This window comes from Arthrobacter sp. Z1-15 (assembly GCF_054792395.1).
Genome location: NZ_CP096454.1, coordinates 265,708 through 288,800, shown reverse-complemented (window position 1 = coordinate 288,800; position 23,093 = coordinate 265,708). Strand labels below are relative to the sequence as shown.

Below are 23,093 nucleotides of genomic sequence, written 5' to 3'. Positions count from 1 at the left end.
CGGAAGCCACGTCAGCGCGGTCCCATCCGGATAGCGCCGTCCAGCCGGATGGTTTCGCCGTTGAGCATCTGGTTTTCGATGATGTGCACGGCCAGAGCGGCGTACTCGTCCGGCCGTCCCAGCCGGGAGGGATGGGGCACCTGGCTGGCCAGTGAGTCCTGGGCATCCTGCGGAAGACCGGCCATCATGGGTGTTTCGAAGATTCCGGGCGCGATGGTCACCACGCGGATCAGGTGCCGCGCCAGCTCCCGGGCCAGCGGCAGCGTCATCGAAGCGACGCCGCCCTTGGATGCCGAGTAGGCAGGCTGCCCGATCTGGCCGTCGAAAGCGGCGACGGACGCGGTATTGATGATGACTCCGCGTTCGGACGTTCCGCCGGTTTCCACCGGCTCCGTCTCGGCCATGGCCTGCGCCGCCAGCCGACTGACGTTGAAGGTACCGATGAGATTCACCTGAATGACACGGGCAAAGTCCTCCAGCGGCAGCACTCCGTTGCGGCCCAGCACCTTCCCGGGGGTGGCGATGCCCGCACAGTTCACGGCCACGCGCAGCGGGCCGGCATTCATTGCCGCCTCCACCGCTGCAGCCATCTGATCTGCGTTGGTGACATCACCGGGAACAAAATGCGCGTTGTCTCCCAGTTCGGCGGCGTAAGCCAGCCCGCCGGAAGACGGAAGATCCACAAGGATCACTGATGCGCCGGCGTCGTACAATCTGCGGGCAGTAGCCCGCCCGAGCCCGGAGGCACCTCCGGTAACGAGTGCCGATGCCCCTGAAATATCCACTGCATTCTCCTGCGTAAAGTTGCTGCCGCCCCTGCGGCGGCATGACGAGCCTACTGTGATCCGCCGCACACTGCATCTTCGCCCGGCACCCCGCGCCCTCCCTGCCGGAAGAAGGGTGCCGGCCCCGCTTCCTGGCCCGAACACAACACCGCCGCTGTAATGACGGCACGGAGAGGTCTAGGGTGGTGCGCATGCTTCCCGAGGAACCGCTGCACGAGATCCAGGCCCGCGCCGACGACGCCGCCGCTTCCGTTACGGCGGCCTTCACCCGTCCGCTGCTCGGCCTCCCGGGCACTGCCCTGGCAGCCGTCGAGAGTCCACGGCGCCGGAGTCTGCTGCCCGGCCCCTGGCACTACTGGTGGCAGGCGCACTACGTGGATGCGCTGGTGGATGCCGCACTGCGCGGTGCTCCCGACGCGCTCGGCCAGGCCCATCGGCTGGTGCGCAGCATTCGGCTGCGGAACGAGCTGCGGGCCACCAACTGGTACTTCGACGACATGGCCTGGCTGGCGCTGGCAGTGGGGCGGCTGGACACCCTCGTGCCCGTCCGCCCCGTCCGGAACCAAAACCAGGAGGACCCTGCCGGGCCGGTGAAACCGCGGCCGCATCCGCGCATGCTGGCATCACTCACGGAGGCCCTGAGATCCGCACACACCATGGACCTGGGCGGCGGGCTGTATTGGAACCGGCGGCGCTCCTTCAAGAACACTCCCGCCACGGCACCGGCCGCCCTGCACTTCGCACGAAGCGGCGAGCGTGAGCGGGCCCAGTCACTGGTTGATTGGTTGAACTCCGTACTCCTTGACGGCAGCGGCCTCTACCTAGACGGCATCAAGCCGGCAGTTTCCGGGGAACCGGTCATGGAACGAGCCGTCTTCACCTACAACCAGGGTCCCGTCCTCGGCGCCCTGCTGGAACTTGGCGGGCCGGCGAACCTGGCCCGGGCGGCAGAGCTGGTGGGAGCTGTCCGGACGGAGCTGACCCATCCGGGCACTGCTGTGCTGATCACGCACGGCACCGGCGACGCAGGGCTGTTCACGGGCATCCTCTGCCGCTACTTGGCCTTGGCTGCAGTCTCACCAACCCTTGCTCCGCCGCAGCGCGAGGAGGCAGCAGAACTCGTCGGCGCAACGGCCCGGGATCTGTGGGCCGGACGAACCAAGCGCGGAGAGCGGACCGTCTTTTCCCCGCATCCACTGGAACCGGCGGAACAGCATTACCCGGCGGGCACCGGCGTCGGCCTCTCCACCCAGCTTTCGGCGTGGATGATTCTGGAAGCGGCGGCCCGGGTCCGGCGCGGGCTCGGCTGACATCAGGCTTGCTCAGGCTGCAGTGACGCGCTCTGCGCCTAGGCCGCGCTGCTAGGCGGTGCTGCCTAGGCCGTGCTGCCGGCGCTTTGGGGGCTTTGCGAGCTCGCGGCACGCTCGTCGAGGTCAGCGAGAGTGAGCCGATGGCGCGGCGACGGCGGCAGGGGGTGGCTGCTCTTCACTTCCAGCGCGGGAGTCACGTGCAGGATTTCTCCGGGATCCATTAGCCGCCAGTTCGGATTGTCGTCCATTCTTTCGGTGGCCAGCAACACCGCGGCCCGCCGCTCATCACTCAACTGCTGGCTCGTGACACTGATCCGCTGAGTCTTCATCCCGCTGTGCTGATCCTCCTCGCCGAGCTCCAGCACGTAGAGGGGATGGGTGTCCGGGTACCGCACTGCCCACAGATTGGCAGCATCGGTCAGGATGATGTTGACCGCGAACAGCCGGCAATTCTCAGCAACCCACCCCAGTGCGGAGGCTATGGCTGCACCAACGTCACCGCCGTTGGTGCGGATTTCTGCAGTAATCAGCGCAAAAACCCGCTCGGAATCCGTGTCGCCCTTCACCAGGTCCATCACACCCAGCTGCTGCAGGCGGGAGTCGAGCAAATCCAGATCCTCCACCACGCCGTTGTGGGCCAGAAGGCGGTTGTCCTGCTCAAAAGGGTGGGTGTTGGTTTTCACGTCGCCGCCGGTACTGGCGTACCGCACATGGGCGATGAACGTGATGCTCTCGACGTCCCTGGCCTCGGCCGCGAATGCCTTGTCCTCATACGCCGCAATGGGTGCCTTCACCACTGAGGGCCTGCCCTCGCGGTCATACACGCCTATCCCGAATCCGTCTGCTTCCCGCCGGCTCTGCTGCGCCAGGCTGTCCGGTGCCGTGAGGAGCCAGAAGGTGGCCTTAACGGGATGATGCCCGGCGTGCATACCGAAGAGCCGACACATACTGAACCTCCCGGATTTGCCGCGGCCCCACAGTCCCGCCGCGGGTTTCCCTGACTCTGCAGACTCCTTCAAGAGTCCCGCGGCTCCCGGGCAAAGGCAAGGGTACGGCTCCGTCACCCCGACGGCAGCGGAGGCTAAGGATAGGGCGTCCGGCCTTCCGCCAACATCCGGACCAGGTCCGCGATTTTCCGTTCCCGGGCCGCAGCGGTTCGCAGGGCGTTGAGGCGGAAGTACAGGGCGTACCGGTTCTGCGCGTTCAGGACGCTGTATGTGGCCTGCGCTGCGGGCACTTCCGCGATGGCCGCCAGCAGATCCTCGGGAACCTGCGCTGCTGCCGGGCCCGCATAGGCAGCGTCCCACCGCCCGTCCGCTTTCGCCTGCTCGACGGCGGCACGCCCCGCCGGCTGCATCCGCCCTTCCGCTTCCAGCCGTGCCACAAACCCAACGTTCCGCTGGCTCCAGATACTGCGCGGACGCCGCGGGGTGAACCGCTGCAGATAGCTTTCCTCATCGCGGCGGTTGGCCTGCCCGTCAATCCAGCCGAAGCACAGGGCCTCCTGCAGCGCCCCGTTGTACGACAACGCGGTGACGGTCCCGCCCTTGCGCCCCAGGACCAGCAGGACCCCCGGCGAGTCGGCGTGGTGGGATTCCAGCCAGCTCCGCCAGGCTGCGGCATCCGGGAGCAGCAATTCGGGCAGGGGCGCCTTCGGTCCCGTCCGGGACCCTGCAGGCTTCTTCGAGGTACCGGCCATGTCCAGAGAGTATGCCTCCGGCACCTGCTTCAGAAACCCCCGGCACATGCCCCGGAAAGGGGTTGGCCAGTTCAGCCGAGGGCCAAAGCGCCGCGCGTCGGCTCAGTGCCCCCGCCGCTTTGCGGTAAAACACTGCTATGAGTGTTCGTACCCCTGATCCCTATCCCGGCTGGCTCTCCGAAGATGACCTGCGTGAGGCGAGGCAGCGCCTTCCCATGGTCTACGTGGAAGCGGTGCCGGTCCGATGCGACCCGCTGGGCTACGTAACCGAGGTGGGCCTGCTGCTGCAGGCCACCGACGAAGGCAAGATGGTCCGGACCTTTGTCTCCGGACGGGTCATGTACCGGGAAACCATCCGTGCCGCACTGCTGCGGCACCTCGAAAAGGACCTGGGTCCCATGGCCTTTCCGCAGCTGCCGCCGGCGCTGACGCCGTTTGCCGTTGCCGAGTATTTCCCGTCGCCCTCCCAGTCCGGGCTGACCGACGAACGCCAGCACGCCGTCGCCCTGGCCTATCTCATCCCCGTCACCGGAGAATGCGATCCCCGGCAGGATGCCCTCGAACTGTCCTGGCTGACGCCGGAAGAGGCCCTGAGCCCGGAAATCTACGCCGAGTTTGCCGGCGGCCGCGGAGACCTTCTCCGGCAGGCGCTGGCCTCGGCCAGCTGGGGACGCTAAACGCCCGTTACCGCTTCTTTATATACTGGGTGCCGATTGTCCGAAGAGAAGGAACCTGCCATGCCAGAGAGCCAACCGGAGTCTTATACATTCCGGGTCAATGCCGAGCTGCTCGCGCCCGGACAGATTCCGGTGCACGAAAGCACCTCGCTGGCTCCGGTCCGGGACAGCTCGGTGGAGAACGACGACTTCGGTGTACCGGCGCTGGTCCATCTGGTCCTGGAGGACGGAATGACGCTGCGGCTGGCGTATGGTTCGTCCGTCCGCGTGAAGGCTCCGGCCCCGGCCGGCGCGCCGGCCGATGCTGTACGCGTGGTTCCGGCTGAAGAGGAAAACTACGCAGCGGTTGTTGCCGCCGCTGCCGCCGCACACCCGCGGGACAGCCAGGTCCAGGAAATTTCGGCCCGCCTGAGCCGCGGACTGAACGTGAAATCCGGAAGCAACCTGCGGGACGTCCGCGACCTGGCGCACACGCTGTATGTGGATCTGGACGACTCCGAGAACGCCCTCCAGGTCTGCAACATCATCACCGGACTGCCGTTCGACGGAAACTTCGGCCGGTGGAACTGGATTCAGGCGGCCCTGTCGCTGGCCGCCCACATCACGCATGAGTCCGGAGATGAAGAAACCTCCGCGGCGTACGCGCAGGCAGTCCGGGCTGGTGACGCCGCGGAAAGCGACCCGCTCAAGGCCAAGCTGGCAGCGGAGATGCTGCAGCGGCAGTTAAACGAACCCAACCTCTACGACCGCGAGATTCACCGCTCCGCCGAGGCGGGCGATGAACACAGCGAACGCGACTGGCGCGTCCTGCGCCTCGATGCACTGCTGTACCTGCGGGCCCACGGCGGTTCCCAGACGCTGTCGGAAAGTGAACTGGACCGCCGCATCCGCAATGAACTTATTGCCGTTCGCGGACTCAACCTAAACCTGTAGGAAGGCCGGGTCTTGAGGCTGGCCCCAGGCCGGACCTCTAGTCAGGCCCTAGGCCGGACCTCTAGTCAGCAGCTCCGGACTGATCCGGAGCTGCGCGCCGGCGGAGGCGCCGGTTATGCAGGTGAACAGCCAGAACCATGGTCATGCCGACCGCCGCACCGATAACAGTTTCCACGGCCCGGTCGGAAACCAGCAGCAGCGGGTCGCCGGGATGCGCCAGTTCGGTGCTCACCAGGGCCAGCGGTGTGACCACAACCTGTGCAAGGGCATACTGCCGGGCGATGAGCATCTCCGCACCGAACTGCAGCAGCGCAATGACCACCGCCATCTGCCACGGCTCCAGCCCCGGCAGCAGGATCAGCGCCGTGAGGAGCAGTCCCCCGAAGGTGCCGAGGATGCGCTGCAGCCCCCGGTGAATCCGGTTGCGCACGGTCAGCCCCACCAGCGGCACGGTAGCTGCAACCATGGCCCAGTAGTTGTGGCCAATGCCCATTGCCGTTGCAATGGATCCGGCGATCGCAGCCACCAGAGCGTACTGTCCGGCGTCGGCATAAATGGCTCTGCGCTGGGCGGAGGTGAAACGGGGGCGCTCGGGCTTTTCCCAGGGCGTGCGGTACCGGCGCAGGAACCAGCCGGAGAGTCCCAGCACCAGGGAAAAGAGCACAGTGCCTGCAGCTACCAGCATTGCCTGCCAGAGAGGCGGCTGGTTCGGTACTGACGAAATGGCGGCATAGGCAAAGATGTGGAACAGGGATCCCGCCGGGCGCAGCCGCCAGAATCCGGTCGCCAGAGTCCCGAGCCCGGCCACCGCCGTCGTTCCCGCCACAATGTCCCAGGCGCCGGGGTCCAGCCGTGAGGTCAGGGCGCCGGCAAGAATCACAGCCAGCATGAGCGCTGCCGCCCGCAATTGGTGGCCGAAGCGCTGGCGGTGCGGCTCGTTGCGGCCGTAGATGCCGGTGAAGGCGCCGAAGCTGGCGAAAATGGCCAGATCTACCCGGCCGAACGCCAGCAGCAGGAGCAGGGGAACGCCAACGCCGAGTCCGCACCGGATGGCCACTTGGTGGTCATTGTGGGCAGGTGCGATCCGGAACATATCGCGCAGGTGATTCAAGGCAGGCTGCTCGGCCTTTCAGGTCAGTAGGAGGCTGCGGCCGAAAACCGCACTTTCCACCGTACTCCCGTGGATAACCGCCTCCGGAAAAATGTGGCACGCATCCCAGCGCCCGACGACGTCGGGCACTGAATCCGGCAGCGCACCTCCCTCGTCGGCGGGTAAGGCAAAATGGAGGGGTGTCCTCCTCAACGTTCTCCTTTGCCCTCGGTAAGCGCCTGCGCGAAACCACTGCCCCAACAGCTGAGCAGACGCAGGCCAACGGCGGTGAGTTCCAGGGCCGCACCGGCACCATCACCACGCCGCACGGAGAGATCGCGACGCCGGCCTTTATTGCCGTAGGAACCAAGGCCACGGTAAAGGCCGTGCTGCCCGAGTCGATGGCTGACCTGGGTGCGCAGGCGCTGCTGGCCAACGCGTACCACCTGTACCTCCAGCCGGGTCCCGACGTCCTGGACGCGGCCGGCGGTCTGGGCAAGTTCATGAACTGGTCCGGCCCCACCTTCACGGACTCCGGCGGATTCCAGGTCATGAGCCTGGGTGCCGGTTTTAAGAAGGTCATCAACATGAACGCGGACGGCACCACCCACGCCACCGGTGCGGATGACGCCGTCGCGCCAGGCAAGGAACGCCTCGCGCATATTGACGACGACGGCGTGTGGTTCAAGTCCCACCTCAACGGTGACAAGCACCGCTTCACTCCCGAGGTGTCCATGCAGGTCCAGCACCAGATCGGAGCGGACATCATGTTCGCCTTCGATGAGCTGACCACGCTGATGAATTCGCGCGCCTACCAGGAGATGTCGCTGGAACGGACGCGTCTGTGGGCGGAACGCTGCATCGCGGAGCACCGCAGGCTTACCGAAGAACGGGTCGGCAAGCCGTACCAGGCACTGTTCGGGGTGCTGCAGGGCGCACAGTACGAGGATCTGCGCCGGAAGGCCTCCCGCGATCTGGGATCAATGGACTTTGACGGCTTCGGCATAGGCGGAGCGCTGGAGAAGGAGAACCTCGGAACCATCGTGCGTTGGTGCACGGAGGAACTGCCCGAGGACAAGCCCCGCCATCTGCTCGGCATTTCAGAGCCGGATGACATCTTCACCGCGATCGAAAACGGTGCCGACACCTTCGACTGCGTCTCCCCCACCCGGGTTGCCCGGACCTCGGCGTTCTACACGCCGTACGGGCGGCTGAACCTGTCCAACGCGCGGTTTAAGAAGGACTTCACTCCGCTGGTGGAGGGGTGCGACTGCTATGCCTGCGCGCACTACACCAAGGCCTACATCCACCACCTGTTCCGCGCGAAGGAAATGGTGGCCTCCACTCTGGTGTCGATCCACAACGAGCGGTTCACCGTGAAGCTGGTTGACGATGCCCGGCTCGCCATCGAGAACGGCACGTTCTTCGACTTCAAGGCTGAGACCCTCGGGAAGTACTACAGCGCGAAGGCGTAGCGGAGCGAGCCGGACGCCGGCGCCGGGCGTACTGATGTGCTCGGGCTTGCCGGGCTTGCCGGGCTTGCCGGGCTTGCCGGGCTTGCCGGGCTTGCCGGGCTTGCCGGGCTTGGCCGTGCGTTCTGATGTGCTCGGGCTGGCCGGGCTGTTCGGGTTGTTCGGTTTCGGGGCCGGGCCCCTAGTTCCAGCTTCGGGGCCGGGCCCCTAGTTCCAGCTTCGGGGCCGGGCCCCTAGTTCCAAGTTCGGGGCAGCGGCGGATTCTGGTCCGGGTCCTGTTCTTCGACCGGACTCTGTTCCGTTTCGGGCGGATCTTCCGGCCCGCCGGAGGCAGCACCGGTCCCGCTGCCGGGTGCCGATTCCTCGTCAGCTGAAGGACCGGCATGGAAGCCTTCGTTGTCGGCAGCTTCCCCGGCACCTGCCGCGCCAGCGGCATCGCGTCCGGCGGTGTCCTGTCCAGGATCTTTTACCGCGGGATTGTTCTGTTTTTCCGCCGCGGAATCGTTCCGGGTGCCGTCATTGCTGCTGCTGTCGTTGTCCTGCATGCCGTTCCTCCTCAATCGCGGCGCTCAATCGCGCCCCTCAACTATGTCGTGAGGCGTGTCGCTCAACCGCGTCTTTCCCGACAGCCGTGCCCCTGCCCAACTCTGAGCAGCATCCTGCTGCCCGCACGGCGATGGATGTGACGCTAGAGCAAAAAGGGCAGGTGCAAAAGGGCACGGGGAAGATCGCGTGCCGGGCGAGCCGCTCCCGCTGCCGGACAGGAACACTGCCGTCCAGCAGGCCGCAGCAGCCGGTACAGCCAGCAGGCCGTACAGCCAGCAGCCGGTAGCCGGTAGCCGGTACAGCCAGCAAAGACGCTAGAGGCGGCAGGAGGCCTAACGCCCCACCGCAGGGCCCTTACCCGGCAGGCGGAGCAGAAGCTGCAGCGGCCTGGTAACTCGGCTCGCGCTTCTTGATGGCCTTGATAACCACAGCGGTCACCGGAACAAACAAGAACTCGATGAGGGTCTTGTAGACGAATCCGAAGATCACGTAGTTAATGAACCCGCCGGCATCGGTTATGCCAATGACGGGCGCAGCGATGGCACAGAAAATCAGGGTGTCCGCGAACTCTCCGACACCGGTGGATGCCATGAGCCGGCCGATCAAGGCCCGTTCACGGAACCGCTCCTTCATCTTCACCAGCACCCATGAATTCAGTGTCTGGCCGGCCAGGAAGCCCAGCAGGCTGGCCACCACGATTTGCCAGACCGGCCCCAGCGCCAGTTCCAGTGCCGCCTGCTTGGCCTGCCCGTACTCATCATCGAATCCGGGCAGCGCAATAATCACGGCGAAACTGAGGGCAGCCGCCGCGGACACGGCGAATCCGGTGAAGATTGCCCGGCGTGCGGCCTTGAAGCCGTACACCTCGCTGATGACATCCCCAAGGATGTACGCCAGCGGAAAGAGGAAGAAGCCGCCGTCGGTGACGATGCTGAAGTCGCCGAAGATTGGCCCGAGCACCACACCTTTGGTTGCCCCGATGTTGGAAATAACAATCACCACGCACATGAGCGTCAGGATGATGTCGTAATGCGAGCTGCCACGGGCCGCAAAGGCCGGGGCGGGCGCCGGATCGACGCCGGTGGAGGTGTGCATGGAGAGTTCCGTTTCGTAGTGGTTCGCCTGAGCTGTCTCCGGCTGTATTAGCACTGTGCCCGCTGCACCGGGCGGCCTGTCAGGGCCGCCGTCAATTCTGCCACGTTCCGGAGCGCAACACCGCCGCGGCCCCTTTGCAGGATCACCGCCGCTCTGCACCATCATCTTTTTGAACACGTTCAAAAATGTGATGTACTTGCGGGCGTGCCGGGCAGATTGAGGGCATACAACTGAACACAAGGAGTGTTGATGGCCGCCACGGTCAAGAGCGAACAGACCAGGCGGCAACTGATCGATTCAGCGCTCGAGCTCTTCCGCACGCTGGGCTACGCCAAAACCACCATGCGAAGCATCGCTGAAGCTGCAGGCGTATCGGTGGGCAACGCCTATTACTATTTCCGGTCCAAGGATGAACTCGTGGCCGAGCTGTACCGGCAGCTTCAGGACGAGCACCGCACCCGTGCCCTGCCGCTGCTGCGCGAAGGACACAACCTGGGCGAACACCTCAAGCTCATCCTGCTGGCCCACTTGGACATCCTGGAGCCCTATCACGACTTTGGGGCGCATTTCCTTCGGCTGGCCATGCCGCCGTCGCCGTCGTCGGCTGCCGACCGCCGGAGCCGCCGGAACACGGCGGACGACGGCGTCGGGCGGGCGAAATCAATCGCGCTGTTCCGGCAGGCCGTCACCGTGTCGCGTCCGCAGCCCCCGCTGGCCATCCGGGATGACCTGCCCGAACTGCTATGGCTGGTCCACATGGGCATCACCCTGTTTTGGATCTACGACCGCTCACCCGGACAGACCCGCTCCCGCAGGCTCGCACACAGTGTCGCTCCCCTGACGGCAAAGCTCGTCATCCTCTCCCGCCTGCCCGTGGTGCGCAATATCGTGGAAGATGTTGTCCACCTATTCCAGGGAGCCAGACGCGATGACTGACAAAGCCGACGACGGCGTCGCACTTCCGCTGCCCCCGGCGGACACCGGCAGCGCTGCCCGCCGGGTGCTTCCCGGGCCGCTGGCTGCCGCCCTCGGTTATGCCGTTGCCTGCCTGGTTCTGGCTTCCATCGCCACAGCGGTAGTGGGGTGGGGCACGGCGCGGGACTTTTGGGGCTACGTCTGGACCGTCATCGTCGCCGCCTTTTATGCCGCGGGGCTCGGCCTGTTCACTGCTCTGCCCGTTGCCGTTATCCTCGGGTGGTCCCTCCGCCGGGTCATGAACCAGGGCATTCACGTCCTCGCGTTCTTCCTGGTGCCGACGCTGATCGCTTGGCTCATCATTGGCCTCATCGTGCAGTCCGCCATGGTGCCGCTGCTCATGGGTGCAGCTGTTGGCCTGTCCATGGCTGCCGGCCGGGCTGCCATTTGGCCCCTTGCGCGCGCCTATCCCTGACCGGCCCGCAGAGGGTGCGCCTTCACGCGGCCGGAAACGGTGTGCCGGGTGGGCCGGTGTTCCGCTGGCACCGGTGAACGCTTTGGGTGGAAGATGGAGTCATGTCTGTTAACACACACTCCGCCGGAACCCCTGCTCCGGCAATCACCCTGACCATCGCCGGCTCCGAAGCCACCGGCGGTGCCGGCGCCCAGGCCGACCTGAAAACGTTCCAGGAACTGGGAACCTACGGGATCGCCGCACTGACGTGCATCGTGTCATTTGATCCGAAGGACAACTGGAACCACCGTTTCGTACCTGTCGAGTCCCAGGTAATCAGCGACCAGCTTGAGGCAATCCAGACCGCTTATGACCTGACGACGGTCAAGCTGGGCATGCTGGGCACCCCTGCCACCATTGACACCGTAGCCAAGGCGCTCCAGAGCCAGGCGTGGACGAATATCGTCCTGGACCCGGTCCTCATCTGCAAGGGCCAGGAACCCGGTGCTGCACTGGACACCGATCAGGCGCTGAAGGCACAGATCCTTCCGCTGGCAACCTTCGTTACCCCCAACCACTTCGAGTCCATGTCTCTGGCTGGAATGGACGCCATTGAAAGCGTGGAGGACCTGCAGGAAGCTGCCCGCCGCATCCACGAAGCTTCCGGTGCCGTGGTTCTCGCCAAGGGCGGAGTCCGGCTTGAAGGCGATGACGCCGTGGATGTGTTCTACGACGGCGAGACCATGGAGGTGCTCCGGGCGCCCAAGGTAGGCGACGTCGCGGTCAGTGGCGCCGGCTGCACTCTTGCCGCCGCGATCACCGCGGAACTCGCCAAGGGTGCCACCCCGCTGGCTGCTGCCCGGACCGCCAAGGCCTTCGTCACCGAAGGCATCCGCAACCGGGTCTCCTCGCACACACCCTTCGACGCCCTGTGGCAGGGCAACGCCGGCAACGGCCCCGCCCTCTAGTCCGGGAACCTCCCACTCCGGGATCCCTCTCGTTCCGGGACCCGTGAGTCCGGGACCCGTACCCGCCGCCGCTGACCGTGCGGCGGGTGCGGCTGACCGGCCGGCTGGGTACGGCTGACCGGCCGGCTGGGTACGGCCGGCGGTACGGCTGACCGGCCGGCTGGGTACGGCCGGCAGTGCGGCTGGGTTGACGTGTTGAACGCAAGCCAGTCCCGGATAGCCGCACACCGGGCTAAGCCTCAGGTGTCCTAGCGCCGAAAGAGCCGTGCGTACGCCCGTTGCAGGGACAAGGCGCCCGTGACCGTCCGTGAGGAGAGCAGGCGCCGGTGCTCGGACTGCAGGTCCGCAAGTTCATGGCCCTGTCGTTCCGTATACGACCGAATCCTGTCCTCTTCCACGTTGGCTTGTGCCTCCATCCGCGACCGCGGATAAAAAGCTGCCGCACACCGCTGCGCTGCGGCCAGCCACAGCCCGCTTGCACCAAACGGCGGTGCCCCCGGCAGGTCCGCAACGGACCCGTGTGCCGGCGGCTGCGCCGAAAAAATGGCTGCCACAGCGTCCCACCAGGAACTGCTCCAGGCAGACCGGGACGGCAGTACCGCTGCCAAATGGGCGGAAATATCAGTGCGACGCTGCCAGGTTTCTGCCAGGGCCGGACCCAGCAGCCCCTCGCGCAGCGCGGGAAGCGGCAGGACATAGTCCGCCAGACCCCAGTTTTCCATAGCCCCGGCAAGCCGGACTCCGCTGTAGGTGTCCGTGGCCAGACCCAGGACGGGAACTCCCGCTGACAGTGCGAAGACCGCCGGGTGGTAGCGGGAGGTGAAGACCAGGGAGGCGCCGGCTGTCAGCGCAGCAACCTGCCGCGCCGGGAGGACCGGCAGCTGCAGGGACGGTGTGGTCATGGCAGCGGCGATTCCGGCATGCGAGTCGATGTCCCAGCCGCGGTCCGCGCCGATCCCCATATGGGCGATAAAAACTGCCGGCAATCCGGTCTGCCGGTACAGGACGTCCAGCTGTTCGCCGAGCCGGGCGGCGAAATCATCGGGCACCTCGGACGAAGGTGAGACGGTCACGGCCACATAGCCGTTCTCCGGCAACCCTTCAGCCAGGGCCTCCGCCCGGGCTCCCGCCGGTGCGACGGGCTCGGGTTCATGAAGCGTCGGATTGTGGATCGCCGGTTCGTGGATCGCCGGTTCTTCAGCCGCCAGGAAGGAAGCATCGTCCAAACCGGCAACGGCAGCCGCGCCCAGGCTGCGGGCCAGCTGCAGGGATGCCGGCTCCCGCATGGAATTCAGCTCCGTCGATTCAAGCATCCCGGCCAACGCGATGGTGTCCGGAGCCGTCAGCTGCGGGCCGAGTGTCTGGCCGGAAATGACCACCGGTTTTCCGAGCGCCCGGGCAACCGCCACGACAGCAGCCCGCTCGTACAGCAGCCAGCCGTACCGCGAGTTCAGGTTGCCGCCTCCGGCAACCACCACGCCGTCGCACTCCGACAGCACGCCGATCAGGGCTCGGGCCGGATCCCCGACAGGCAGCTCGGCTGTGCCGTCCAGATGGCTGCGGATCTGCTGCAGGTAAGCCTCGCGTTCAACCGGCGGCCAGGGAAAGGGCAGCGTTGCTGCTGCAGCGCAGCCAAACAACAGCTCCGTCTGTTCCAGGTTCCGGGAAAGCAGCAGCACTTCCAGCCCCCTGCTGCGCAGTTCATCCGCAGCGGCATGCCCCATCGCCTCGTCGCCTGCGTGGTAGACGTCCTGTCCAAGGTCCGCCAGGACGGCAATACGGGCGGTCATTCGCGGCGCTTCCCGCGCCGGGCCGCCCGGAGGGCTGACGCTGCCGCGCTACCCCGCCGCAGGATGCTGCTGAAACTCGTTCTGTGCGTAACCGTGTCCTCCAACCGCGCAATGGCATCATTGAGCTGCGCCTGCATCGCGTCCATGCGCCGCTGATTCTCCAGCAGCAGCTCTTTCTGGTCCTCCATCAGGCGGCTCACTTCCAGCAGGATTCCCAGACCGCCCTTGGCCAGGTCCTGCCGCAGGTACTCGTCCCGGACACGGCGGTCAAAACGCCGGTGATCCTCCGACTTGTCAAAGATGCTGTTCGCGTCGGCACCGCTGGCGGCAGGGCGCTGGCTCCAGAACGCAAGCGGTTCCCCGTCGAGGAACCCGATCGGCTGGCGAGACAAGACCCGGATGTTGAATTCCCAATCGCCGCAGACGTCCATTCTTTCGTCGTAGTAACCAAGCTCCTCATGCAGGGAACGGCGGTAGAGGAAGGAAATGGGGACGGCCCGATTAATCTGCAGCATCTCGCCGAGCGATATTTGCTGAATATCCCCCCAGAAAGGTTCAGAACCGGTCTCCCGGATTTCATCCCCGACGATTTCTTCATAGCGTATGTTCGTCCGAACGACAACCCCCGCGTCGGAGCAGTTTTCCAAATAGTGGACTGTCCGCTGGAGAAATTCAGGGTGCCAGAGGTCGTCGTCGTCATGAATGGCAATGTACTTGGAGTCACAGCTGCGGATGCCGGCATTGGACGCTGCTTCCATTCCGCGGCTCTGCTCGTGGTCCACCACCGCGACCAATGCCCGGGAGGCTTCCGGAAGCAGATCGAGCACTGAGCGGACCTCTTCGGGGCGGCCCCCGTCATTGACGACAACTACCCGAAAGTCGCTGTAGGTCTGGGCAAAGATGTCCCTGAGTGCACGCTGCAGGAGTTTTGGACGGTCCTTGGTCCTCACGATGACGGCTACGGACGGTGGTACTGGCGCTGACACTTGGCTCCCGGGGTTGGCTCCGCTTCAGTTCCCACGATACCGGGAGTCCCTGGTGCCCTTATTACCGTGCCGGCAGGTGCCGCCGCACTGCGCTGCAGCATGCCCAATAAAACGATTCGTCTTTACTGTTGACATCTGTTTATGAAGGAACAAAGGTACAGGTAGCGCCCCGATTGTTCCTGACCAAAAAATCGCGGAACTACCCAGCTCGTCTTTAGTCAATACCTCATTGCCCAGCCTCGGTCGGTGGGATTCGGGATCAAAGATTCCGGCCCCAGGCTCCGGCATCCTCTTTTAAATAAGGAGAAGTATGAACAATCCAAACCATCGGAGATCAGGAAGGGCCACGCTGGCAACACTTGCCGGCCTGGCCTTGGTCTCCAGTATGTGGACCCCGGCTTCGGCCGTGGAGGGGAACACACAGGGTGATCCGACGGCACAGGGCCTTGCCCGCGTGACGCCTGATCTCAAGGTCTCCACTGACTTGTCCACAAAGCAGGGCCCGGTCTCAGTGTTCGTTCAGTTCACCGGCAAAGGCGCCTTTGAACAGACTCAGCCGCAGGAAGTCCGTGACGGGCTTGCGGCACCGCAGAACAAGTCGGCCGAGGTGCAGCAGATCCGCGCCTCGATTGAAGCACAGGCTGAGGAAGTTGCCGCACAGGCTTCCTCCAGCATCCTTTACACCACCACCAACACCATTCCCGGTGTTGCCATCAACGGTGATGCAGAAGCCATCAGGGCCCTCGCTGCCCGCGGCGACGTCGCAAAAATCACCGGCATCATCCCCAAGACCTATGAGAACAAGGGCGGGGATATCGATGTCCGGGCCCTGGACTCCTGGACTCAGCGGGACCAGACCGGTGAGGGCGTCACCATCGCTGTCCTCGACACCGGACTGGATTACACGCACGCCGACTTCGGCGGTCCGGGCACCCTGGAAGCCTTCGCCCAGGCGCAGGCTTCGGATTCCATGCCGGCGCCGGATTCAGGTCTCTACGACCCGGAGAAGTTTGCCGGCGGCTGGGACCTGGTGGGCGACGATTACAACGCCGACCCGTCGGTTCCCGCACTGTACAGCCCGATCCCCAAGCCGGACGCGAACCCGCTGGACTGCCAGAGCCACGGCTCGCATGTTGCCGGCACAGCCGCGGGCTACGGCACCAACGCAGACGGCACCACCTTCGAGGGCGACTACTCGACCCTCACCGCAGACGATGTTAATGCCATGGGCATCGGCCCGGGAACTGCTCCCAAAGCCAAGATCGTCAGCGTCCGCGTGTTCGGCTGTGAAGGCTCCTCCGAGGTTGTCGGCCAGGCCCTGGACTACGTCCTGGACCCGAACGGCGACGGCGACTTCAGCGACCGCGCCCAGGTTGTCAACATGTCCCTGGGCTCCAGCTTCCCCGCCTACGATGATCCGGAAAACGACATTGTCAACGCGCTGACCGCGCAGGGCATCCTGTCCGTGGTTTCCTCCGGCAACTCCGGAGACATCTATGACATCGGCGGTTCACCGGGCAGCGCTGAAACAGCGCTGACCGTAGCGAACAGCGTCGGTTCGCAGACCACCCTGGACGCAGCCAAGGTCCTGGCGCCCGCGGCAGGAACCGCATCCGGCCAGTACACGGCGAGCTTCAACTACGCAGGCGCGCCGGCGGACGCCCTCACGGGCACCGTTGTCATGGGTCCGGACGGCGACAACTCCGACGGATGTGCTCCCCTGGATGCCGGCGACAATGCCGGCAAGTGGGTTTGGCTTTCCTGGGATGACGACTCCAACACCCGCGAATGCGGTTCCAAGGTCCGCTGGGACAACGCCGAGAAGGCCGGCTTCGCCGGCGTCGTCGTCGATTCCACCCTCAACGGCTTTGATGCCGGAGTGGGCGGCAACGCGCTGATTCCCGGTATCCAGCTGACTGCGGATTCCTCCGAAGAACTGCGCCCCGCAGCAGAGGCCGGCACGCTCGAACTCGAGCTCGCCACCGATCTGCTGGGTTCAGTAACCGGAGAGTCCGGCGCACTGGATACCCTGAACGCCAGCTCCTCGCGCGGCGTCCACGGCTCCAACGGCGTCATCAAGCCGGACGTCGCCGCACCGGGCACCCAGATCAAGTCCGCCCAGGTGGGTACCGGCACCGGTGCCTCCATCAAGAGCGGAACGTCCATGGCGGCTCCGAACGTTGCGGGCATTGCGGCTCTGGTGATTGCTGCGACCGATTACAACCCGTATGAAGTCAAGTCGATCATCATGAACACCGCCACCCACGATCTCCTGACGGCCGACGGAATTGCCTACGCTCCGAACCGCGTTGGTTCGGGACGTGTGGATGCGCTGGACGCACTCGAGACGAAGGTCTTCGCCTACGATTCCGAGAATCCGCGGCTCACTTCGGTGAACTTCGGCGTCCTGGAACTCGGCGCCAAGCCGATCGAGCTCACCCGCTCGGTCACCGTCGAGAACAAGGGGGATTCCCCGCAGACCTTCACAGCCGAGTACCTGGCCGCAACACAGGTTCCCGGCGTCTCCATCACCACCTCAACCGCACCGGTCTCCGTTCCGGCCAACGGCCAGGCAACCGTCCCGGTCACGCTCAGCATCGCGGATCCCGCGGCGCTGGCCAAGACGATTGACCCCGCCGCTGAGAAGGTCCAGGGTGAAGCCGAGATCGCACGGCAGTACCTTGCGGAGGCCTCGGGCCGGCTGCAGCTGACGAGCGAGAACTCCGAAACCCTCCGGGTGCCGGTCTACTCCGCTCCGAAGCCGACCTCCACCATGAAAGCAAGCTCCAAGATCACGTTCGCTGACGAGTCCGCGCTCTCTACGCTGGCCTCCTTCAGCGGCCGGGCCCTGAACCAGGGCCAGGACAGCGAAGCCTATGTTTCGCTCGTGACCCCGCTGGTGCTTGGCGCTGAGAGCGATCGCGAAAGCGACCTGGCCCTGGAGTCGCTGTACTCCCTGGACCTGCGGACCGTAGGAGCTTCCTCCAACGTTCCGGCACTCGCTGCCGCCAACGGAGATCCGGCTGAGGCCGTCCTCAACGTTGGCTTGAGCACCTGGGAAAACTGGGCCTCGCTGAACAGCAACAGCCAGATTTCGGTGGAGCTCGATACCAACAACGACGGCGCGGCTGACTTCCTGGCTGCCACAGGCACGCTTGATGGAGTGGACCTCGCGGTATTTACCCTCTACCCGATCGTCGACGGAACAACCGGCGATCCGCTGGCCATCTTCCCGGTGAACGGCACTCTCGGAGACAGGGATACCAACAACTTCGACACCAATGTGGTCACTCTGCCCATCCCCGTTGCTGCCCTCGGTTTGGACGTTACGCAGTCCGCACCGATTCAGTACCGGGTTTCCACCATCAACGCGTTCAGCGTTGATGAAAGCGGCCAGATGGTGCCCGTTGATTCCACCGACTGGATCGGCTTCAACGTCACGGAGCCCGCACTGTGGTTCCAGGGAGCCGAGGGTAGCGAGGGCGCCAGCGTCTTCGTGGACGCCGACGCCGCCAGCCTGGCGGTCAACCGGCAGGCCGGCACCACCGAAGGCAAGGCACTGTTCCTGCACCACCACAACGCCGAAGGCGTCAAGGACCAGGTCGCCAAGGTTGAACTCGGCCCGCTGCGCTTCCCGGACGTTCCGGGCGGCATGTTCGAAGATGACATCAACTGGATGGCCGATCAGGACCTGACCACCGGTTACGACGACGGCACCTACCGTCCGGCCGGCTCCATCAACCGTGATGCCATGGCTGCATTCCTGTACCGTCTGGCCGGCTCCCCGGCATACGACGCACCGGATGCATCCCCCTTCACGGACATCGCACCGGGCGCCCAGTTCTACAAGGAAATCTCCTGGCTTGCGTCCACGGGAATCTCCACCGGCTACCCGGACGGTTCGTTCCGCCCGGTTGCTCCGGTGGCCCGTGATGCAATGGCTGCCTTCATGAGCCGGTTCGCCGGCGAGCAGTGCTCCGTCCAGGATGCGCTGGGCTACCAGGCACCCGGTACGGCATCGTTCACCGACGTTGCTGTGGACAACCAGTTCCACAAGGAAATCTCGTGGATGAAGGACTCCGGTGTTTCCACCGGTTACCCGGATGCCAGCTTCCACCCGTACGAGAACGTGTCCCGTGAAGCCATGGCGGCGTTCATCCACCGCCTGGACACCTACAACAAGGACAACGGCGGCTGCAATTCCTTCTAGTTCCGAAAGGACCTAGTTCCGAAACGCAGTAACCACCAGCACGGCAAAGAGCAGGTCCCGGAGGAATCCGGGACCTGCTCTTCTGCGTGGCCTGCTCTTCTGTGTGGAGACCGGCGGCGTCTCCCGCCGTAATCCTTACTTCAGGAGCCTGGACAGCCTCCGGTCCGCAAGGAGTTTCCCGCCCGTCTGGCAGGTGGGACAGTACTGCAGCGATGAATCGGCGAAGGAGACTTCACGGACCGTGTCCCCGCAGACGGGGCAGGGCTCTCCCGTGCGGGCATGAACCCGCATGGCCCGCCGCTTGGAGTCCTTCAGCTCGGCCGCCGGCCGGCCGGCCGCGTTGGCGTTCGCGGACTCGAGAACGGCCCGCAGCGCCTGGTAGAGCCGCGAGACTTCTTCAGGTTTCAGTTTTGCGGCGGTGGCGAACGGCGACAGGTGGGCGGCGTGCAGGATTTCGTCGCTGTAGGCGTTGCCGATCCCGGCAATCACCGACTGGTCCCGCAGCAGGCCCTTAATCTGGCCCCGGTGTGCGGCGACCAGGGCCGCGAAGGTGTCAAAGTCGACGTCGAACGCCTCCGGCCCCAGCCGGGCGATCCCCGGAACATCGGAAGGATCCCGCACCAGATAAACCGCGAGCGCCTTCTTGGTGCCCGCTTCCGTGAGGTCGAACCCGGGCTCATCCGCGGCGCTGCCCTGTCCTTCCCGCGGGGCGAACCGCACGCGCAGCGCCATCCGCCCCTTGCCGGGGCGCAGCCGGCCCGGCTTCAGCGCATCCGAGAACCGCAGCCATCCTGCCTTGGCCAGATGCATCACCAGGTGCACCCCGCCGGCACTGAGGACAATGAACTTGCCGCGGCGTTCGACGGCGGACACCGGCGCGGACTGCAGCGCGTCCAGCGGCACGTCCGCGGTCTTCAGGACCGCGAAGGACAACACCTCCACCTCGGAGATGACAGCCGGCGGAGCGCCGGACGGTAGGAGGTTTTCCCGCAGGAAGTCGACGAGACCCTGCACTTCGGGCATCTCTGGCATGGACCTACCCTAACGGTTGACCGGAGTTCGGTCAGTCCCCGGAATCAGTCCCCCGGGTCAGTCCCCGGAATGTGACTGCAGGAACGAATACACCTCGGTCTCGTCCACCCCGGGGAACGCCCCCGGCGGCAGGGCTGCCAGCAGGTGCGAGTGCGCCCGGGCGCTGGGCCAGGCGAATCCGGACCATTCCGAAGCCAGCTCGCCGGGAGGCGTGCGGCAGCAGTCCGGGTCCGGGCAGCGGGACTTGGATCGGGCGGTGGTGTCACGCCCGCGGAACCACTTCACGTGGGCGTACGGCACGCCGATGCTGAGTGAAAACAGGCCGCCGGAACTCCGCTCGGTGCGGGCGGTGCACCAATAGGTGCCGGCCGGAGTGTCCGTGTACTGGTTGAAGGCGCTGAACTTGTCCGGCACCGCAAACACTTCCCGCGACGTCCAGTACCGGCAGATCGGCTGGCCCTCGATGGCGCCGGTGTGGTCGGCCGGAAACGTCACGCCGTCGTTCTCGTAGGCCTTGTAAACAATGCCCGACTCATGGACCTTCTGGAAATGGGTGGGGATGCCCAGGTGCCTGGTGGCAAGGTTCGTGAACCGGTGGGCCGCCGTCTCATAGGACACCGCAAAGGCGTCGCGGATGTCCTCCACCGCAATCTCCTTGGCTGCCTTGGCCCGCTGCAGGAACTCGACGGTGGCGTTCTGCGGCAGCAGCAGCGCTGCGGCAAAGTAGTTGGTCGCCACCCGCTGGCTCAGGAACTCCCCGTAGCTGCGCGGCGTCTGATGGCCCAGGACATAGTGGCCCAGCGCCTGCAGCAGCACCGACCGCGGATCGTGGTCCGAGCGCTGGGACTGGGTGAGGTAGATCCGCCGGTTCTTCAGGTCGGTCACGGACCGCGTGGAGTGCGGCAGGTCGGAAACATGGTGCAGGGCAAAGCCCAGGTGGGCCGCGATATCGGCGATCACGTGCTGCGAGAGGGGCCCCGAGGTATGGCCCACGGAGTCCAGCACCTGCTGCGCGGCCTCCTCGTATTCCGGAAAGTAGTTGTCGCGTTCGCGCATCATTTTCCGCAGTTCACCGTTGGCCCTGCGGGCCTCTTCGGGGGTGGCCACCTGCTCGTTCAGCCGGCGCTCCAGCTCGGACTGCAGCCCCACCAGGGATTCGAGCACGTCAGTGGGCAGCCGGGAGCTGATCCGAACCGTGGGCAGCCCAAGGGACGCGTACAGCGGTCCGCGCTGGGCCCGCTCGAGCTCGATCTCCAGCGCTGCACGCCGGCTGGGCGGCTCCGACCCCAGCAGCTGGTCGATGCTCACGTCCAGCGCGGCGGCCAGCGACTGCATCATGCCCAGCTTTGGCTCGCGCTTGCCGTTTTCGATCAGTGACAGCTGCGAGGCGACGGTACCCACGGCGGCACCGAGATCATCCAGGGTCATCCCCTTGGTTTTGCGCAGGTGCCGGATGCGCCGGCCCATGCTGATGACGTCCACCGTCCGTTCGACGTCGGAGCCGGGAACCGGCTTGCGGGGTGCCGGAGCGGGCCGGTGCCATGTTGTGTCAGTCACATTTTCAGATTATGCGAAGAAGTGCGTTTCTTGCCAGAGAAAACCTCTGGAAAGGGGGTTGTTCTTGCCGCAGTGTTGGTTTCACAGCAAGAACCGCCCCGGTAAAACGGCAGGCGGTTGCAGGAAAACCCTTCAAGGAGACGTTCGAATGACCCAGGACCAGAACACCGCCCCCACGGCCGAGCAGCTCGCTTCCGACTGGGCCACCAACCCGCGCTGGGAAGGAATCCAGCGCGACTACACGGCCGACGACGTCGTTCGCCTCCGCGGACGGGTCTCCGAAGAGCACACGCTGGCCCGCCGCGGTGCTGAAAAGCTGTGGGACCAGGTGCGCAACGCCGGCGACGACGGTTACACCAACGCCCTTGGCGCGCTGACCGGAAACCAGGCCGTGCAGCAGGTCAAGGCCGGGCTGAAGGCCATTTACCTCTCCGGCTGGCAGGTGGCAGCCGACGCCAACAACTCCGGCCACACCTACCCTGACCAGTCCCTTTACCCGGCCAACTCGGTTCCCACCGTGGTGCGCCGCATCAACAACGCCCTGATGCGCGCCGACCAGATCGAATTCGCCGAAGGCATCCAGAGCGTTGATGACTACTTGGTGCCGATCGTCGCCGACGCCGAAGCCGGATTTGGCGGGCCGCTGAATGCCTACGAGCTGATGAAGTCCATGATCCAGGCCGGTGCCGCCGGTGTTCACTGGGAAGACCAGCTCGCGTCGGAGAAAAAGTGCGGCCACCTGGGCGGCAAGGTACTCATCCCCACCGCACAGCACGTCCGCACCCTGAACGCCGCCCGTCTCGCGGCCGACGTCGCCGGCACGCCCACCGTCGTTATTGCCCGCACCGACGCCGAGGCAGCCACGCTGATCACGTCCGACGTCGACGAGCGTGACTCCGAATTCATCCTCCGTGAAGACGGACAGCCCGTCCGCACCGCGGAAGGCTTCTACAAGGTCCGCAACGGTATTGAACCCTGCATCGCCCGGGCCAAAGCCTACGCGCCGTACTCCGACCTCATCTGGATGGAGACCGGCACTCCGGACCTGGAGCTGGCCCGCAAGTTCTCCGAGGCTGTCCGCTCTGAGTTCCCGGACCAGATGCTGGCCTACAACTGCTCGCCGTCGTTCAACTGGAAGAAGCACCTGGACGACGACACCATTGCCAAGTTCCAGCGCGAACTGGGCGCCATGGGCTTCAAGTTCCAGTTCATCACCTTGGCCGGCTTCCATGCCCTGAACTACTCGATGTTCGACCTGGCCCACGGCTACGCCCGCAACGGCATGAGCGCCTATGTGGAACTGCAGGAGAAGGAATTCGCTTCCGAGTCCCGCGGCTACACAGCCACCAAGCACCAGCGCGAGGTCGGCACCGGATACTTCGACGCCATCGCCACCGCGCTGAACCCGAACGGCAGCACCCTGGCGCTGGCCGGTTCCACCGAATCCGCCCAGTTCCACTAACACCCCGGCACAACCCATCCCGCGAGATGGCAGAAAGTGCCCGTACCAGCCCTGAGAAGAGCACTTTCTGCCATCTCGGCGGATTCTTAGCAGCAGCATCATCCCCCAGCCT

At 65.3% G+C, this 23,093-nt stretch carries 19 protein-coding genes; 9 read left to right on the top strand and 10 right to left on the bottom strand.

Features of this window, described 5'->3' with window-relative positions; genetic code table 11:
- Positions 1-11: 11 nt before the first annotated feature.
- Positions 12-785, bottom strand: coding sequence for a 3-hydroxyacyl-CoA dehydrogenase (locus M1D40_RS01450; RefSeq protein WP_461169944.1), 774 nt, complete (start codon positions 783-785; stop codon positions 12-14).
- Positions 786-976: 191 nt separating this feature from the next.
- On the opposite strand from M1D40_RS01450, the gene M1D40_RS01445 reads away from it, so the two are divergent.
- Positions 977-2,095, top strand: a complete 1,119-nt coding sequence (locus M1D40_RS01445) for a glycoside hydrolase family 76 protein (protein ID WP_461169943.1) — start codon at positions 977-979, stop codon at positions 2,093-2,095.
- Between the two features lie 65 nt (positions 2,096-2,160).
- Here M1D40_RS01445 and M1D40_RS01440 read toward each other — a convergent pair whose 3' ends face one another.
- Positions 2,161-3,024, bottom strand: a complete 864-nt coding sequence (locus tag M1D40_RS01440) for a class II glutamine amidotransferase (RefSeq protein WP_461169942.1) — start codon at positions 3,022-3,024, stop codon at positions 2,161-2,163.
- A 152-nt stretch (positions 3,025-3,176) separates the two neighbouring features.
- The gene (locus tag M1D40_RS01435; RefSeq protein ID WP_341395391.1) at positions 3,177-3,794 is read right to left on the bottom strand and encodes a YdeI/OmpD-associated family protein; all 618 of its coding nucleotides are present in this window, start codon (positions 3,792-3,794) and stop codon (positions 3,177-3,179) included.
- A gap of 137 nt (positions 3,795-3,931) precedes the next feature.
- Here M1D40_RS01435 and M1D40_RS01430 point away from each other — a divergent pair, with 137 nt between their 5' ends.
- Together M1D40_RS01430 and M1D40_RS01425 are read left to right on the top strand one after the other, a co-directional pair.
- A complete protein-coding gene (locus M1D40_RS01430; RefSeq protein WP_341395390.1) occupies positions 3,932-4,471 on the top strand; it encodes an NUDIX hydrolase family protein in 540 nt (179 codons plus the stop codon).
- 60 nt (positions 4,472-4,531) lie between these two features.
- Positions 4,532-5,404, top strand: a complete 873-nt coding sequence (locus tag M1D40_RS01425; protein WP_461169941.1) for a DUF6707 family protein — start codon at positions 4,532-4,534, stop codon at positions 5,402-5,404.
- Between the two features lie 61 nt (positions 5,405-5,465).
- Here the strand turns inward: M1D40_RS01425 and M1D40_RS01420 are convergent, their stop codons facing one another.
- Positions 5,466-6,515, bottom strand: coding sequence for an FUSC family protein (locus M1D40_RS01420; protein ID WP_461169940.1), 1,050 nt, complete (start codon positions 6,513-6,515; stop codon positions 5,466-5,468).
- Positions 6,516-6,694: 179 nt separating this feature from the next.
- On the opposite strand from M1D40_RS01420, the gene tgt reads away from it, so the two are divergent.
- The gene (tgt, locus tag M1D40_RS01415; protein ID WP_341395387.1) at positions 6,695-7,969 is read left to right on the top strand and encodes a tRNA guanosine(34) transglycosylase Tgt; all 1,275 of its coding nucleotides are present in this window, start codon (positions 6,695-6,697) and stop codon (positions 7,967-7,969) included.
- A 230-nt stretch (positions 7,970-8,199) separates the two neighbouring features.
- Here the strand turns inward: tgt and M1D40_RS01410 are convergent, their stop codons facing one another.
- Both M1D40_RS01410 and M1D40_RS01405 read right to left on the bottom strand, forming a co-directional pair.
- A complete protein-coding gene (locus tag M1D40_RS01410; protein ID WP_461169939.1) occupies positions 8,200-8,511 on the bottom strand; it encodes a hypothetical protein in 312 nt (103 codons plus the stop codon).
- A 355-nt stretch (positions 8,512-8,866) separates the two neighbouring features.
- Positions 8,867-9,607 carry a queuosine precursor transporter gene (locus M1D40_RS01405; RefSeq protein WP_461169938.1) on the bottom strand — a complete coding sequence of 247 codons (741 nt, stop codon included), beginning with the start codon at positions 9,605-9,607 and terminating at the stop codon, positions 8,867-8,869.
- 249 nt (positions 9,608-9,856) lie between these two features.
- On the opposite strand from M1D40_RS01405, the gene M1D40_RS01400 reads away from it, so the two are divergent.
- From M1D40_RS01400 to M1D40_RS01390, 3 genes are all read left to right on the top strand, one after another.
- Positions 9,857-10,543: a TetR family transcriptional regulator gene (locus M1D40_RS01400; RefSeq protein WP_461169937.1), complete on the top strand. Its 687-nt coding sequence runs from the start codon at positions 9,857-9,859 to the stop codon at positions 10,541-10,543.
- Positions 10,536-10,997, top strand: a complete 462-nt coding sequence (locus M1D40_RS01395; protein ID WP_461169936.1) for a hypothetical protein — start codon at positions 10,536-10,538, stop codon at positions 10,995-10,997. The genes M1D40_RS01400 and M1D40_RS01395 overlap by 8 nt, the downstream gene beginning before the upstream one ends.
- Before the next feature lie 101 nt (positions 10,998-11,098).
- Positions 11,099-11,944 (top strand): hydroxymethylpyrimidine/phosphomethylpyrimidine kinase, encoded by an 846-nt coding sequence (locus M1D40_RS01390; protein WP_341395382.1) that lies wholly within the window; start codon positions 11,099-11,101, stop codon positions 11,942-11,944.
- A 248-nt stretch (positions 11,945-12,192) separates the two neighbouring features.
- Here M1D40_RS01390 and M1D40_RS01385 read toward each other — a convergent pair whose 3' ends face one another.
- Positions 12,193-13,734 carry a polysaccharide pyruvyl transferase family protein gene (locus tag M1D40_RS01385; protein ID WP_461169935.1) on the bottom strand — a complete coding sequence of 514 codons (1,542 nt, stop codon included), beginning with the start codon at positions 13,732-13,734 and terminating at the stop codon, positions 12,193-12,195.
- The gene (locus M1D40_RS01380) at positions 13,731-14,684 is read right to left on the bottom strand and encodes a glycosyltransferase family 2 protein (protein ID WP_461169934.1); all 954 of its coding nucleotides are present in this window, start codon (positions 14,682-14,684) and stop codon (positions 13,731-13,733) included. The genes M1D40_RS01385 and M1D40_RS01380 overlap by 4 nt, the downstream gene beginning before the upstream one ends.
- A 346-nt stretch (positions 14,685-15,030) precedes the next feature.
- Here M1D40_RS01380 and M1D40_RS01375 point away from each other — a divergent pair, with 346 nt between their 5' ends.
- Positions 15,031-18,930 (top strand): S8 family serine peptidase, encoded by a 3,900-nt coding sequence (locus tag M1D40_RS01375; protein ID WP_461169933.1) that lies wholly within the window; start codon positions 15,031-15,033, stop codon positions 18,928-18,930.
- 135 nt (positions 18,931-19,065) lie between these two features.
- Here the strand turns inward: M1D40_RS01375 and M1D40_RS01370 are convergent, their stop codons facing one another.
- The gene (locus M1D40_RS01370; RefSeq protein ID WP_461169932.1) at positions 19,066-19,962 is read right to left on the bottom strand and encodes a DNA-formamidopyrimidine glycosylase family protein; all 897 of its coding nucleotides are present in this window, start codon (positions 19,960-19,962) and stop codon (positions 19,066-19,068) included.
- 57 nt (positions 19,963-20,019) lie between these two features.
- Positions 20,020-21,519 (bottom strand): helix-turn-helix domain-containing protein, encoded by a 1,500-nt coding sequence (locus M1D40_RS01365; RefSeq protein WP_461169931.1) that lies wholly within the window; start codon positions 21,517-21,519, stop codon positions 20,020-20,022.
- A gap of 148 nt (positions 21,520-21,667) precedes the next feature.
- On the opposite strand from M1D40_RS01365, the gene aceA reads away from it, so the two are divergent.
- Positions 21,668-22,981 carry an isocitrate lyase gene (aceA, locus tag M1D40_RS01360; RefSeq protein ID WP_341395376.1) on the top strand — a complete coding sequence of 438 codons (1,314 nt, stop codon included), beginning with the start codon at positions 21,668-21,670 and terminating at the stop codon, positions 22,979-22,981.
- The last annotated feature ends 112 nt before the right edge of the window (positions 22,982-23,093 follow it).

Bases quoted from the DNA above. Each gene is read 5' to 3' on its own strand.
- M1D40_RS01445 (WP_461169943.1), top strand. From the start codon at position 977: ATGCTTCCCGAGGAACCGCTGCACGAGATCCAGGCCCGCGCCGACGAC.
- M1D40_RS01440 (WP_461169942.1), bottom strand. From the start codon at position 3,024: ATGCACGCCGGGCATCATCCCGTTAAGGCCACCTTCTGGCTCCTCACG.
- M1D40_RS01435 (WP_341395391.1), bottom strand. From the start codon at position 3,794: ATGGCCGGTACCTCGAAGAAGCCTGCAGGGTCCCGGACGGGACCGAAG.
- M1D40_RS01430 (WP_341395390.1), top strand. From the start codon at position 3,932: ATGAGTGTTCGTACCCCTGATCCCTATCCCGGCTGGCTCTCCGAAGAT.
- M1D40_RS01425 (WP_461169941.1), top strand. From the start codon at position 4,532: ATGCCAGAGAGCCAACCGGAGTCTTATACATTCCGGGTCAATGCCGAG.
- M1D40_RS01410 (WP_461169939.1), bottom strand. From the start codon at position 8,511: ATGCAGGACAACGACAGCAGCAGCAATGACGGCACCCGGAACGATTCC.
- M1D40_RS01405 (WP_461169938.1), bottom strand. From the start codon at position 9,607: ATGCACACCTCCACCGGCGTCGATCCGGCGCCCGCCCCGGCCTTTGCG.
- M1D40_RS01400 (WP_461169937.1), top strand. From the start codon at position 9,857: ATGGCCGCCACGGTCAAGAGCGAACAGACCAGGCGGCAACTGATCGAT.
- M1D40_RS01395 (WP_461169936.1), top strand. From the start codon at position 10,536: ATGACTGACAAAGCCGACGACGGCGTCGCACTTCCGCTGCCCCCGGCG.
- M1D40_RS01390 (WP_341395382.1), top strand. From the start codon at position 11,099: ATGTCTGTTAACACACACTCCGCCGGAACCCCTGCTCCGGCAATCACC.
- M1D40_RS01385 (WP_461169935.1), bottom strand. From the start codon at position 13,734: ATGACCGCCCGTATTGCCGTCCTGGCGGACCTTGGACAGGACGTCTAC.
- M1D40_RS01375 (WP_461169933.1), top strand. From the start codon at position 15,031: ATGAACAATCCAAACCATCGGAGATCAGGAAGGGCCACGCTGGCAACA.
- M1D40_RS01370 (WP_461169932.1), bottom strand. From the start codon at position 19,962: ATGCCAGAGATGCCCGAAGTGCAGGGTCTCGTCGACTTCCTGCGGGAA.
- aceA (WP_341395376.1), top strand. From the start codon at position 21,668: ATGACCCAGGACCAGAACACCGCCCCCACGGCCGAGCAGCTCGCTTCC.